This window comes from Providencia sp. PROV003 (assembly GCF_045040775.1).
GTDB classification, from domain to species: Bacteria; Pseudomonadota; Gammaproteobacteria; order Enterobacterales; family Enterobacteriaceae; genus Providencia; species Providencia huashanensis.
On record NZ_CP096369.1, the window covers coordinates 902883 to 918028 of the forward strand.

Consider the following 15146-nt stretch of genomic DNA (forward strand, 5'->3'; position numbering starts at 1 on the left):
CAGCCTCTTCCTTATCTAAAACTTGATGGGGTAAAAGATGACGCATTCATGGCAGGTGACAAAGTCTCGATTGGCAGCAGCGTTGCTATTAGTATTAACTACAGGCACTTGGGCGAAAAATATTCAGTTGTTGAATGTATCTTATGATCCAACCCGAGAGTTTTATCAACAATATAATCAGGAGTTTAGCGATTATTGGAAAAATAAAACCGGCGATAGTGTGACTGTTCGCCAATCTCATGGTGGGTCAGGTAAGCAAGCGATATCGGTGATGAATGGCTTAGAAGCAGATGTGGTGACATTGGCATTAGCTTATGATGTGGATGCTATCGCGCAAAGTGGCCGTATTGATAAAGACTGGGCCAAAAAACTTCCTGATAACTCAGCTCCTTATACATCGACTATTGTTTTTTTAGTCCGCAAAGATAACCCCAAAAATATCCAAGATTGGGATGATTTAATTCGTCCGGATGTTTCTGTGGTGACGCCTAACCCGAAAACATCTGGGGGGGCTCGTTGGAATTATTTAGCCGCATGGGGCTATGCCTTAGATAAAAACCAACAAGACTCTGAAAAAGCAAAGCAATTTGTAAAGCGGCTCTATCAAAATGTTGAAGTATTAGACTCCGGCGCTCGTGGTGCAACGAATAGCTTTGTTGAGCGTGGGATCGGTGATGTATTGATAGCTTGGGAAAATGAAGCGTTACTCGCTATCAATGAATTAGGGGAAAATGGCCAGTTTGAAATAGTGACACCCAGCATTTCTATTTTAGCTGAACCAACAGTTGCTGTGGTGGATAAAACCGTTGATAAACGAGACCGCAGAGTTGTTGCTGAAGCTTATTTAGCCCATTTATATTCCTTACAAGGGCAGGAAATCGCTGCGAAAAACTATTATCGCCCACGAAATAGTGAAGTTGCTAAAAAATATCGTCAGCAGTTTCCTGAGCTTAAATTGCTGACCGTCGATGAAAGCTTTGGCGGATGGCAGGCGGCACAAAGCACGCATTTTGCCAATGGTGGGGTGTTTGATGAAATTATTCAGCGTTAATACGTTTTATATTTCACACTGTAGTGCTGTTGGCTACGTTGATTAACCACTGGTGTATGCATCTAGGGGAGCTTAGCGCGAACTATTTTGAGTCTAACTAATAATCAGTGGGATATCATTCCTAGCCTGTGAGGGGCAGACTAGGAATGAGGTTAATTTATTGCCACTGATATTTCACACCTAATTGGCCAAGATAGAAGGTTTGGCGGTTGTTGCTTCCAGAGGTGATCCCAGCATTTTTAGGGTTTTCCCAAGTGCTTGGCTCAACGGCGAAGCCACCCCAAAGAGTGAGTTTTGGTGTTAAGTTATAGAAAACTTGAGTCCCGACGCGATAGCCATCCTTCACTTTTTGCGTTGTACGTTTGTTACTATCATAGTTATGTTCATTTAAATAATAGCGAAAATAAGGCATAACGCTCCAATCTTGGTTGAGTGTTATTGGGAAGTAGCCGCGAATTTGGTTTTGTTCCCACGTCTTATTGAAGTCTTTATCCCATGTCCAGTCGGTATACATATAGACTTTTGCGGTTGCAGAATCATTGATTTTATAGACTAAACCGTGTTCAGACTCCCACTCATAACTATTCGCTGCATGGAAATTATCGTAGTGGTATATCGCATCCCAGAAGTTAAATGCCCATTTGTCGTTAAAATTATAGGTTCCACTAGGCATTAACCAAAACATGGTATTCGATGGGCGTGCTTGTGTACCTGGTGCAGAATCATTTGATTCTTTTCGGTAAGTTACATTTAAGTTGAACTGCCCAATATCACTTGAATACATTTTTCGCGTTGCACCAATTTGTGTACGGTTACGAATAAACGAATCTTTTGAAGTTGAAAAGTCGTGGTTATAGCTACGTAATGATTCCTTGTGCTCAAGGAAAAAGCTCCATTTTGACTCTGGGTTAACTAAAAATAGCTGGCCTATCATGCTGGTTTTATCAAAAACTTTGCGATCATTAGTATTATGGTGGCCTTCAAATTTTTCGAGTTCCATATATACGTTAGAAGATATTCGCCAATAATCATTGTTTACTGGCTCTGCCGCAAAAGCAGATGCTGTTAGCCCAGATAGTGCGGTAAGAAATAAACCATTCAGTGAAGTTTTCATTTTAACCCTTTATTTTTTTATGTGTTTTTTATTTTTAGTGCCGTTATGACGGACGTCAGTATCTAGCCTTTATACCGTGGAGGTATAAAGGCTAATTTGTTAATAAGAATTAATATGTGGTGTGGTAGTTTTCACCATGACCATAAGGGAATAGGATTTTGTCCCCTTGTGGGTTTTTGATATTGACGGGGAGCAACCCTTGAGGTGGGTTTAGAGGTTGTGCAGCGCGGTTAGCAAACAGCGTACGTAGCCCGCTACGGATATTAGTTTCCAACGAATTGCGGTTATTATTAGTCACATCGAAGCCAGTGATCCCATAAATAGCAATGTTAGCTTTAACATCATTTAAATAGGCAATGTCATATGGATTACGTGAAGAAATAACAACAAGCGGTATATTTGCGTTATTAGCAGCATCAATAATTAGCTGAGCATTTGTTGGGGTATCTTTCAGGTTATAGGTTGTCAGTAAAATTAAATCTTGTTTTTTAACGATATCTCTAGCCTCGCTTTTTGATAGCGTATTTTCATTTAGTTTTATTACATTGTCGCTGCTATTAATGATTACGTCTGTTTCTTCCGCAATATCACTTAACTGTTTCTGGATTAACGCATTACGTGGTTTTTCATCAGAAATAACTAAGATACGGTTTTGAGGTTTTAGCTGGTAGGGCAAGATATTATCATTCTTAATTAATGTAATTGCTTGTTCAGAAACCATATTTTCTAGGTCTTTATGGCTTTTAGACGCTACAATTTGTTTAGCCTCAGTGAGGTTAATAGGCTGCGCCGTAATTTCTTGTTGAAGTTTTTTCAAGACGACTCGTTTTGCCGACTCATCAATACGTTTTTTTAACTCAGGGTTTTTCGCCGCTTGTGTTTCTAAGTAACGATACATGTTATCTAGGCGTGTAATTGCTTCTGTATCCCACATCTTTATTGGCATTAATACAATATCGGAACCCGCTAACAGTGATGTTTCGACGGCCCAATTAATGTCAAAGTTGTCAGCTATTGCCCCCATGTCCATTGCATCAGTGATAATTAGCCCATCATACTTTAGCTCATCGCGTAAGATACCGTGTAAAATAGGTTTGGATAAGGTTGCTGGGGTGCCAACTTTTTTCCCCGCCAACGTTGTGATTTTATGGTCATCAAGGGCAGGGACAATAATATGAGCGGTCATGACCGCATCTGCGCCATGTGCTAAAGCATATTTAAATGGGGCGAGTTCAGTAGAATGCCACGTTTTTGTATCAGAATTCACCACAGGTAAATCAACGTGGGAATCGGCGGAAACATTACCATGTCCTGGGAAATGTTTAATAGAAGTCAGTAGGTTATATTTATGTATCCCTTTTATATAGCTGGTGGACAATGTTTCAACTAGGTTTTTATCATCAGAATATGAGCGGACACCAATCACAGGGTTATTTTGGTTGTTATTAATATCAACGACAGGGCCAAAGTTGATGTTAAACCCAAGGCTAGATAACTCATATCCGTGGATCATCCCTGTCAGTTCAGTAAGTGCGGGGTTACGAGTCGCGCCTAAGGCCATATTTCCCGGCATTTCAGTCCCAACTCTCAAGCGTGTTACATATCCGCCTTCTTGGTCGGTACCGATAAATAAGGGTAAATTACTACGAGATGATTGTAATTGATTAATAAGTTCAACGGTTTGTGGTGTATCTATTAAGTTTTCACGGAATAAAATAACAGACCCTAAATGGTATTGGTTGATCACTTTAGAGACTTCATCATTCATAGCAAGGAATGGGGCTGGGTCACCATTGCTATCGTTATTCCAATATCTGAAATCCAACATAAATAACTGGCCGATTTTTTCTGCTTCAGACATGTTATTAACGATTTCTTCAGCTGATTTTTGTTTATTTTTCCATAAATCATTGAGCTGGGCTTGTGTCATTGGGTCGGCGATTGACCATGTACTGAAAAGGCATGCAGCCAGTAAGGTAAGCTTTTTCATATTATTTTCTCTAGGTTATTTTTCGAGGAATAATAAGTGCCAAAATTTATTTATGATGTGAGAAAAATCACAGTTGATACTATTCTTCATTTTAAGGTAATGGGAATAGCGAGGAAATAGTGACTTAGATATAGTAGATTCATTTGTATGATATTAAACAATAATTATCCCGGAATAGTTTATTATTACCTGGAATAATTTCATTTTGGTATTATTTCGTTGTGTGACCTAAGCCTTAAATATGGTTAAATAGTATATATATCTTTGTATCTTGTTTATGCTTTATTGTTTCATCGGGCAATTTGGTTTTTATTTGATTTAATTTTATAAAATTAGTAAATGGCGAGCAAAAATATTAAAGCCACATATAAAAGCAACGTGGCTTATTTTTCTGTAAAAAATAACTAAGCCCTATGAATTAAGGGTTACCAAGTATATTTTACCCCAATTTTTCCAAGATAGAGTACTTGTTTATTATTATCGCCAGAGGTGATGTCATTCTTTTTAGAATATTGCCATGTAGTGGGTTCGTAAGCGGCACCTCCCCATAAAGTTAATGAGGGAGTAACATGGTATTCTACATCAGCACCAATTCGGAAACCATTTTTAGCTTTTTGCGTTAAGTAATGGTTTTCATCATAAGTGTGTTCGCTTAAATAGTAGCGAAAGTAAGGTGTAAACTGCCAATTGTCATTAAGAGTAATGGGAAAATATGCCCGAAGCTGTGACTGCATAAACCGGTCACTGAAACTGTTATCCCATAGTTTATCTATATAAACGGTTAGTTTGGCTTTCAATGCATCGGAATGTTGATAAGTGATACCATATTCTGTTTCTGCTTCATAACTATTAGAATTAAAATAGTTACTATAGTAAAGATAAGAAAGCCAAAAATTAAATGACAAATTATCGTTAAAATAATAGTTACCTGATGGCGTTAATGCATATAAGCGATTTGATGAGCGAGCTTTGGTGCCTGGAGCAGAGTCATTGGATTCTTTACGATAGCGGAAGCTAAGGTCGAGATCAGATTGTTTTGATTTAACCAATTTCTTTGTGATATCAAATTGGGTTCGGTTGCGAATATAAGCGTCCCGAGATGGGCTAAAATTACGCCCATGGTTTCTTAATGATTCCCTGTGTTCTAGAGCAAAATGCCAGTCTGATGCGGGGTTGGTTAGCTTTAATTTCCCAACAGTGCTGATTTTGTCGTAGACTTTATTGTTGAATGCATCACGTTGACCGCGATATTCTTCTATTTCTAGATAAACATTGGTTTTTATATGCCAAGCATCCTGGTTTTTTTCAGAAAAGCAAATAGTCGGGAATATAATTATGATGCTATAAATTAGACTAACTATATATTTCATATTTATCCTTTATGATGAGATGAATAATCATTGTTGATTTTTTAAGTTGGATAAATCTGAATTATATTTTATTTTTAGTCTACTGTTATTATTTGATTTATGAGGAATGATATTTGTAATGGAAAAGAGTAAATCTATATAGCCAATTGATTTTAATGGTTTTATTTTTACTTTTTTTATATTTGAATGTTGTCTTAATTATGCTCTCTGGTTTTTCTTAATCATTTGTTTATTAATTAATTTGAAGATTAATTTTAATTATTTTAAATTTAAATAACTTCAGATTTTAAATCTAAAGCTATATTTTATTATGTGAATAAAAAGTATTAGAAAGTATTTAATATATTCCATTAAATATAACTATTATCTAATAAAAAACCGCCAATAAATGGCGGTTAAGAATAAACATGAATAACCTAATAAGGTTATTTAGTTTTTTTCGCTTCAGCTGCTGCTTTTACAATGACTGCAAATGCGTCAGCTTTTAGTGATGCACCACCAACTAAAGCGCCGTCAATATCTGGTTGAGTAAATAACTCAGCAGCATTACTTGCATTCACAGAACCACCGTATTGGATGATCACTTGCTCAGCAATTGCAGCATCTTTTTTCGCAATATGAGTACGGATAAACTTATGAATTGCTTGTGCTTGGGCTGGAGTTGCGGATTTACCAGTACCGATAGCCCAAATTGGTTCATAAGCAATTACTGCACCTTCGAATGCTTCTGCGCCTAATGAATTCAGTACAGCATCGATTTGGCGAGCACAGACTTCTTCAGTTTTACCTGCTTCATTTTCTGCTTCTGTTTCACCAATGCACAGAACTGGGATTAAACCTTGTTCTTTTAATACAGCGAATTTTTTAGCAACAAATTCATCACTTTCATTGTGATAGGTACGGCGCTCTGAGTGACCAATAATAATGTACTTGGCACCGACATCTTTCAGCATTTCAGCAGATGTTTCGCCTGTGAATGCGCCAGACAGGTTAACGTCAACGTTCTGTGCACCTAATGCAATACGGCTACCTGCCAATGCATGTTTAGCTTGAGTCAGGTAGATTGCTGGTGGCGCAATTGCTACATCGCAGCCATCAACGCTGCTAAGTTCATTACGCAGACCTGCGATCAGGTCATTGACCATATGGGTGCTGCCGTTTAGTTTCCAGTTACCCATTACCAATGGATGTCGCATGTTGTTTCCTCCAACCAGAGAGTTTGAATGATTAATCAATAAGTTATTCATTACGCGCTGATGTTGTACGCGCAACGTGACAGTTTTGTCGCCATTCACCTTTCGTATTATAAGAACAATAGATGATAATAGCTTTGCTTTTTATCATGCTTATTCTGAGAGCGTGATCACTACCCGTTTAGGGCGTTTGTTGTTCTAGCTTAATCGGTTCAACAGCAAAAGTAAGCACATTATTGTCACTTTTTACTAAAATATACCTCAATACCCCGAAGCGAGCTTCTTCAGCCCGGTTTGTGTTTTTGTCTGCCATAATTTTATTTAATGCCTCAGTGAGTTCAGGAGCTTTATCAAGTGGGACATCGGGGGCAAATTGGTGGATAATTGCGATGGTATAGCGTTCCATTAACTGTTGGTTTGCTTGTGCTTCTTGGCTATTTTCTGCGGGGAGTAGCGTAATTTGTAAGCTCTTAATTTTTTCGCTTCCACGCTCTAAAACCGCGGATGAGTATATGTATTGGTTTATACGAGAAGCTGCCCGAATATAAGGTGCGGAAATGTCTTGGCTGGCAATCACTTTATATTCGTGAAGATATAAATCTTTATAAGTTTGGTTAAATTGATTGCGCAATTTAGGAATGGTGAGGTCAAAAGAAGGGGCATCAGGAGCTAAATAGGCGACTTCAACGTCGGTATCTGGCATTGTTGGCACTTTCTGAGCCAAGACCAATTGTGGCACACTAAGCGCAAAAATGGTTATGATGGCGTATATAGAACGAAATAAGGTTTGGGGCATTTTTTTGACACTCATTCTTTGGGTTTTCATATTGTATCAGGATTATAGGTAATGACATTACAACAATGGGCTTTTTCCTTCAAAGGTCGTATCGGTCGCCGGCCATTTTGGGTAGGTATTGCCGCCACTTTTATTTTAATAACGGCTGTTGCACTATTACAAAATGTATTTTTATTGCCTGAAATATTCTCTTTAGTTTTCTTTATTGTATTACTTTATCCCCTAGCAGCGATTTTTGTGAAGCGTTTACATGACCGAGGTAAGTCAGGGGGCTGGTTCGGGTTAATCGTACTCGCATTTGCCCTGTTTTCGATAGATGTCAGCCAATTTGAGCCGATATGGCAATGGGGAATAGGCCGTTTTTTACCTTTGCTAATTACCATGATCATGGTTTTAGATTGCGGCGCTTTTTTGGGAATGGAAAGTGCGAATCAGTATGGTGAGAAAACAGAACCCGTTGAGTATCTATAGCGTGAGGCTATGGAGCCAAAACTACCCTGAGCATCTCTCAGGGTAGTACTTTTACATGATTGCTAACGTTGCGGGTCTATTGGGCCTGTTTACCAGTATTGTTCACTAGAAATATGGCCGGGTTTTCGGCGTAGGTGCTTAACCATCCCGTGGCTATTTTTCAGCATTTCGCGCGTATCTCTTACCATCTCAGGGTTACCACATAACATGACATGGCAGGTATCAGGAGAAAGGGTTACACCCACTGCATTCTCTAGCGCATGGCTTTCAATGAGAGCGGGGACACGCCCATGGAGAGAGTTTGAGCACTGTTCACGGCTCACGACAGTGACAACCTTAACTTTCCCATGAAATTGTTGTTCTAAAGCTTTCATGAGAGGCAAATAGCTTAAATCTTTTGCAAAACGTACTGCATGTAGCAAGATGATATTATCAAAACGCGCTAAGTCTTTACCTTCTTGTAAGATGGATAAAAACGGCCCGATGGCAGTTCCGGTTGAAAGCATCCATAAATTTTTGCATTCTGGTATTTCATCCAAGACAAAAAATCCGGCAGCTTCATCCGTGATTTGTAAGGTATCGTTAGGCTTTAATTTTGCAAGTTGTGGGCTTAATTTCCCTCCAGGAACAATCACAAAGTAAAATTCAAGCCGGTTATCGCTCGGTGCGTTAACGTAGGAATAGGCTCGTTGAACTCTTTCTCCCTCGATTTCCAGTGCTAATTTAGCGTATTGTCCGGCTGTAAAAGGTTTAATTGGCGCCTCAATGACAAGGCTAAATAATGCATCAGTCCAAAATTTGGCTTCAATGACTTTCCCAGTTACCCAATTTGCCATAAATTCCACCTCTTAGTATTTCAAAATAAACTAACTAAAACGACATATTGATTACATGAATTAGCTAGGGAATGGATCATTAGGATTTAATACTAAATCAGTTCACTATTTATGCTTATCGATAATGTGTCCCAGTGATTTATTCTTAAATATGGCTTATTTTCAATTTCAATGTACAGTTATCTTGACAGTGTTGGCGAATATTACTGCCATTGTTAAATAAACTAAAATGTACTGCTACTACGAATAAAGGGTAATTTTTGTTATCTTAATCACAGTAGGACAAAATCTGTTGTTTGTTATTTACCTGAAGCAGGTTTAAAGCGCAGAACAACAATTAAATATTGATAATTTAATGTCTAAATAGTCGCTGTATTATTTTTAAATAATACAGCGTTATTGTGTGTCCGGATTGTCTATCCGGGGTTTTGATATATTTGAGAGAAAAATGAGAAAGCTGGAACATTTCAATCTGTTATTAATGTTAATTGCATTAGCGGCTGTCGGCCAAATGACACAAACTATTTATGTCCCTGTGATAGCTGAAATAGCGGTGTATTTTAATGAGCCTTCCGGGGCTGTTCAGCAGGTAATGGCCGCTTATTTATTTTCTTATGGTTTTTCACAGTTATTGTATGGTCCGTTGTCCGACCAAATTGGCCGCCGACCTGTTATTTTGTTCGGTTTGACAATTTTCTTATTTTCCACCATCTTGGCGATTTTTGCTCCAACCTTGACGACATTAACAGTTGCCAGCGGTTTACAGGGGCTAGGTACTGGCGTAGCTGGTGTGATGGCGAGGACCATGCCGCGTGATTTATATAAAGGCACTGCGTTGCGCTATGCAAATAGTTTATTAAATATGGGGGTATTAGTTAGCCCATTATTGGCACCCATGTTTGGTGGTATATTAGCCCATTTTTGGGGGTGGCATGCCTGTTATATTTTCCTGTTTATCTTAGGTGCATCAGTGTTATTAAGTATGTACCGTTGGCTACCTGAAACCCGCCCAGTTTCGCCTGAAAAACACAGAATGGTTGATTCATACCGAGCGCTATTATCAAACGGCTCATTTTTATCGTATTTAGCAATGCTGATAGGCGCGTTAGCAGGGATAGCCGTGTTTGAGTCGAGTAGCGGTGTATTAATGGGGGGAGTTTTGGGGTTAAGTAGTATCACCGTGAGCATTTTATTTATTCTGCCGATCCCTGCCGCTTTTTTTGGTGCTTGGTATGCAGGGCGTGAAGGAAAAACCTTTTATCACCTGATGTGGCACGCCGTATTAATTTGCCTGCTGGCAGGTATCATGATGTGGCTACCAAGTTGGTTTGGTATTATGAATACATGGACATTGTTGGTGCCAGCCGCCGTCTTTTTCTTTGGTGCTGGGATGCTATTTCCTTTAGCAACAACGGGGGCAATGGAGCCATTCCCTTATTTAGCGGGTGCTGCCGGAGCGCTGGTAGGGGGATTGCAAAATGTAGGTTCAGGGGTTGCAACATGGATCTCTGCATTGTTACCACAGGATGGGCAGTTTAGCCTTGGGCTTTTAATGTTTTTAACATCCATACTGGTTTTATTGTGTTGGCTGCCATTAGCTAAACGGATGGGTCATACAGAACGAACTGTTTAATGGATAAAATAAAGTGGGAAACGATAGGTTGTCCCACTTTATTTGCAATATTAGGCGGCAGTGCCGTTAGGTTTATTGGGTGATTAGGCGATTAAAGGCGGAACAATCTGCGTAGGTTGTGGCAGTATTGCTTCAGGAAAAAGCGATAAGTTATCCTTTTGATCAATTGTTGATAGCAGCGCCGGTTGTTCTGCTATTGAGTTAAATTCGACTGGGCGGTCATAATTTACAAACGCGGTATTTTCTGCCAATTGGTCTATGCTGTTTTGGTAGAGCCAAATTGAGCTAGGTGCCACGTTATCCTGCAAGTGTTGGTCGATATACACTTTGATTCCAACTAATTCTAAGCCCGGGGTACTGTCGATGGTTCCGTTGAGAGTCAATATGTCTTGGTCTACAGAAAGATACCAGCGTTCTTTTGGTGTATATTCTTCAATTCTACCCTGCTCATTATAAAGCTGTAGTGTTACCCAATATGTATGTTCGCTATTAGTTAGGCCAAGTTGTTTAATGTTAACCAGTTGATGAATATGTACATCAGATAGTAAGTTTCTTTCTGAGGGGACATTAAGTTGGCGATTAGAAATAAAACGTTTATCTACTTGAATATCAAGGTGGTTAATCGGCTTAAATTCGTGTATGGCCAGTTGTATTTCATCCTCACCAAATGGGTCACTTAATGAAAAATCCTGTTGGTGTAATTGGCCGTTTTCGACCCAGCTAGCGCGTAGTTTACTATGTTTATCAATACGCGATAAATTTACCTGACCAGTCTTAGCATTAACCAAATCATGTTCGGTTGCAGACCAAAACAGCTTAGTGCCACGCCAATAATCATCTAGCTGTAATTTTTCTGGTAGCGTTTGCCCATTACTGTTAGAAAACAAACGATTTGCCAGTGATTCAGGGTTTTTATATTGAAAAATGATTTTTGCTGCATCTTTGTTGCCCGCTTCTTTAACTTCCAGTTTAACCAATTCCCCCTTGTCAGCAATTTTTAAGTTCAATTGGTTATCAAATATAAAAATATCTTTTGTTTCAGAGAGTAAGCCGTGATGTGTTGCGTAAGTAACTTTGAATGAATAGTCCGGGTAGTCATCATCAAGAGATTTTGTGATGAATTCATCATGAGGGGCATTTATGGTGCTAGCGATCGTTTTGATGATATTCAGCCGACTATAAGGATGAAGGGTACCATCCGTCATTCGCGTAAATTGCCTATGTAGCCAATATATTGGGGTATCACGCTGAATATAGTGTTTAGAGTACTTGTTTTGATGAGCTTTTTGGATGAGAAAATCTTGGATTTTTGCTACGAAATAATCAGAGTGAGGAAGAAAAGCATCGTTATTGGCTAAGAGTTCCATAGACGAGGTGGGGTACATTGCTGGCTTGACCTCAGTAACATCACCGTTAACCGATAGCCGTTTATAGGTAATATATCGTTGCTGTTGTTGGTCATAGGCAATGTTTACCCCATTGCTATGCTCCTTAAATGGGTATACTTCTTTATTATTAGTATGTGGTAAGCCTAAGCCATGGCCATATATTTCATGCCATAAAATCCCCGAATCTGCCAATCCCCCGCCATAATTGGGTGAAGCTATCCCCAACAACCAGAAAAAAGCACCATCAGGTATTAAAGGCTCGATAGCGGAGTAATGAAATTCAAAATTGAATGGGGTTAATTTTGCTAATTTGAAGCTATTCATATATGCCCAATGAATCTGTGAAGCGGTAAATTGCGGAATTACTTTGGGGTTATCATATTTAGGGTTTGACAGAATACGGGTGGTAAGGTAGCCATTAATATAAGGGTTTAGTGCTGGGGACTGCGAAACAGCTGGGTAACTATAGAGAGTAAAGTGTTTGATTGGTAGCCTAGCGGCGGCTTCTATCCCCCAACTTAGGGGGGAGTAGGTGTAAGTGCCATGCCCTTGTTGATAAAGGCTAGTAGTATGGATATGTGAGGTTATTGAGTGATTGGGTTTTACGTTTAATTGGAAATTACCATTTTCCTCGGTATAAGGCATAAGAATCGGGGTATTATCGGCTAAAATGCGAATTCTAACCCCCGGTTGTACCCACTCGCTTTTTAATGGGGCGGTATAGCTTTGATGATGCAAATCATTAGCAGGAACACTCATTTTTATGGGAATTGGTAATAACGTTTGCGGTAGCCTTTCGGGGCCCACTAACCTTACTCGGCCTAGTTCTTTTCCCTCCTTTGTGCTGACTATCGCGACAAAATCAGGTGATTTCGCGGAAGATTGACTAGTCACATCGACTTTAACCAATGCCCAACGGTTGGCGGATAAACAGAAATAGGGGGTATCTGGTGCCTGCAGGTGAGTCTGTGCGAGTTGAATATTATGTACTTGCATGTCATGGGGGTTAGGGTGTTTTTTGGGGCTGGGCTCATTATAGATAGGGTCTTGGATGGTAAAGGTTTTTTTCCCAGGGATGGAAACCAGTGGAGGGGCTTCCATTTGTAATTGAACGGATATTGGGGCAGAGGTATCCCCATTTTTCATTACGGCAACAAAATCAAATTGCTCTACTCCGTGGTGATTAAAGTGATTATCTGGCTGGTATTGCCATTTCCCGGTTCTCTCATCTAGCAAAACGTCGCCAAATTGTGGTTTTTCAATTAACTGATACTCCACAATGTTTTCATCTGTAGGGAGATCGCCTGTGACGGCACCTACGATGAAAGGGTCTAATGATGATGTTGGGTTTTCAACAATAACAATAGGGAGGATTTGTTCTTGATAACCAAATTGGAGGAGGTCGAGCTTCCGGTTTTGTAAATCAGTAATATTTAACTGATATGTCTTTTTATTCCAGTTGACACGAATGTCACTATCATCAATGTGCCGGTGGATATAGTCTTGCAGGTATTGTGCAAATTGTTCAGGGGAGGTGAATTGGGTTTCTGTCAGTTTAAACTCTTCACGATAAATCTCAGTAATATGGCTATCTTTATCCGTGAGTTTTAGTGAAAGGTGTGTCCAGTTATTAATTTGGTCTTTATCAATGCTAATGGATTGAATAATTGCATTATCTTCTATTTTTTTATAAACGGTATTGGGAACATCAACATAGGGAACAGGCACGTTTCTTTTTAATTGAAATTGGGAAATGCAAATACCTTCTCCAACAATTATTATTTGGTTATTTTTATAGCTGACTTTTACTAATGGGTGGGATAATAGACTCAGTTGATGGTTGATCTTATTTTCAATTTCTTGGGCTAATTCAGGCCAAGAAGACCGTGATATTAATGCGATGTCATCTAATTTTAGAATTATATTTTGATGTTCACTGCTAAGGACAATTGAAAAATATTCTGATTGTTGAAGGGTTTCATCTGTTAACAGTATTGAGTTGATCGCTGAATGAGGTAAGGAAACCACTTGTTGGAAGCCATGTGGGTTAAATGATGGTGTATTTTTGTTTGTTTTGGCTATGTCAGTCTTAGATTGGATATAGCTAAAGGCACTTTCTGGAATACGCTCTATTGGTGATTGCCCTGAACGATATAATAAGTCAAATTTAGGTGGTGATGTTTCTGTAATTGTCTTAATGCTAAAATTTATTGTGCCATTTTTATCTATATGCCCAAGGGAGATAGCCTGATGTTCATTCGAAGGTATAATATGAATGTCTCTTGGGCCTATGCTTAATGTCGCGCACTCCTGTAATAATGAAGTATCTAGGTATAAGGTCCAGTCACCTGAATCGGTAAACGTTATTTCCCCGCTATAATTCCAACCAGTTCGGTAAGTCTGTTTGGTAAACACTGAGTGCTGCTGCGAAAAATTGGAAATGATATGGGTATTTTTTTCAATATCATTTTTACCTTTAATTTGGTAAGTGCTAACTAATATTCCTTGTGGCGCATTATTTTCTTTTTCAGTTTTTGCACTGTTTTTATCATTAACATCAATTAATGAAAGCTCATTGATAAATTTTTGCATTGATGGAGAGGGGGGAACATCGTCATTTTCAATGATGAGTAAGCTACCGCCAGTCAATTCGAGGTAATGGCGTAGTAGCTCGACTTGTTTATCATTACTGCTAGATGAAACAACGACCGTATCATAGTGGCGGTGCCATTGCCCACTGGGTAATAAGAGGTCTGCGATTTGGTCTGCGGCACGTGCATCCCCCTCTTGCCATTTAGTTGGTGAATTAGAACTATCAACAAATAAATTATGGCTGGGGTGGAATTCAGAGCCTGAAAATTGAAACTGTTCAACGGTGCTCAGTACATAATTGGGCTTGTTTCCACCGGATAAACGCGGCGAATTCATTAACCAATTGAAAAAAGTAAAAGTAGCTTGGCTGGTGGTAGATTGGCGCGGGTTTTCTTTTAATCCACGAATTAAGTCAGAATCGTTTTTTATTATTGCTACTCGGCTGTTTTGTTTATAATAGCCAAACTGTAGTTTTTTTTGCTGTATTTGTTCTGAAACAAGCGTAGATGTGGTTAGTTTATATAAATAATTTGTAGGTTTCTTGAGGTGTTCCATACCCATTTTCCTTGAAAGAATAAGTAATAATACATGTAGTTCAAGGTGATTTTAGATAAACTCATATGGGCTTTCTAATTTATTATTAGTCTGATTATTGGCTTTCTATTTATTAGCTAATTGGTTTTCCCTGCCTTGTCTCACCATTCGAAAGTCA

General features: G+C 39.0%; 10 protein-coding genes. 3 read left to right on the top strand and 7 right to left on the bottom strand.

The annotated features are described in order from the left end of the window. Window positions 1–37 precede the first annotated feature (37 nt). Window positions 38–1051, top strand: a complete 1014-nt coding sequence (locus M1F14_RS04010) for a sulfate ABC transporter substrate-binding protein (RefSeq protein ID WP_042846687.1) — start codon at window positions 38–40, stop codon at window positions 1049–1051. 157 nt (window positions 1052–1208) lie between these two features. On the opposite strand, the gene M1F14_RS04015 is transcribed toward M1F14_RS04010, so the two are convergent. The 5 genes from M1F14_RS04015 to M1F14_RS04035 all read right to left on the bottom strand — a co-directional run bounded on the left by M1F14_RS04015 (window position 1209) and on the right by M1F14_RS04035 (window position 7529). Further along, window positions 1209–2165 (bottom strand): OmpG family monomeric porin, encoded by a 957-nt coding sequence (locus tag M1F14_RS04015; RefSeq protein WP_042846686.1) that lies wholly within the window; start codon window positions 2163–2165, stop codon window positions 1209–1211. A 109-nt stretch (window positions 2166–2274) separates the two neighbouring features. Next, window positions 2275–4155, bottom strand: a complete 1881-nt coding sequence (locus M1F14_RS04020; protein WP_181468841.1) for a glycoside hydrolase family 3 protein — start codon at window positions 4153–4155, stop codon at window positions 2275–2277. Between the two features lie 425 nt (window positions 4156–4580). Further along, complete coding sequence (locus M1F14_RS04025; protein ID WP_181468840.1) at window positions 4581–5525, bottom strand: OmpG family monomeric porin; 945 nt, start codon at window positions 5523–5525, stop codon at window positions 4581–4583. A gap of 425 nt (window positions 5526–5950) precedes the next feature. After that, complete coding sequence (tpiA, locus tag M1F14_RS04030) at window positions 5951–6721, bottom strand: triose-phosphate isomerase (protein ID WP_042846683.1); 771 nt, start codon at window positions 6719–6721, stop codon at window positions 5951–5953. Between the two features lie 178 nt (window positions 6722–6899). Continuing rightward, on the bottom strand, window positions 6900–7529 hold the full coding sequence (locus tag M1F14_RS04035) for a DUF1454 family protein (protein ID WP_181468839.1): 630 nt from the start codon (window positions 7527–7529) through the stop codon (window positions 6900–6902). Between the two features lie 36 nt (window positions 7530–7565). Here M1F14_RS04035 and M1F14_RS04040 point away from each other — a divergent pair, with 36 nt between their 5' ends. Then, entirely contained in the window at window positions 7566–7985 is a 420-nt protein-coding gene (locus tag M1F14_RS04040) for a DUF805 domain-containing protein (RefSeq protein WP_042846682.1), read from the top strand. A gap of 89 nt (window positions 7986–8074) precedes the next feature. On the opposite strand, the gene fpr is transcribed toward M1F14_RS04040, so the two are convergent. Continuing rightward, entirely contained in the window at window positions 8075–8821 is a 747-nt protein-coding gene (gene fpr, locus M1F14_RS04045) for a ferredoxin--NADP(+) reductase (RefSeq protein WP_042846681.1), read from the bottom strand. Between the two features lie 448 nt (window positions 8822–9269). Between fpr and emrD the strand changes: the two genes are divergently transcribed. Next, complete coding sequence (gene emrD, locus M1F14_RS04050) at window positions 9270–10454, top strand: multidrug efflux MFS transporter EmrD (RefSeq protein ID WP_048605741.1); 1185 nt, start codon at window positions 9270–9272, stop codon at window positions 10452–10454. Between the two features lie 83 nt (window positions 10455–10537). Here the strand turns inward: emrD and M1F14_RS04055 are convergent, their stop codons facing one another. Further along, complete coding sequence (locus tag M1F14_RS04055) at window positions 10538–14989, bottom strand: hypothetical protein (RefSeq protein WP_181468838.1); 4452 nt, start codon at window positions 14987–14989, stop codon at window positions 10538–10540. Window positions 14990–15146: the final 157 nt, after the last annotated feature.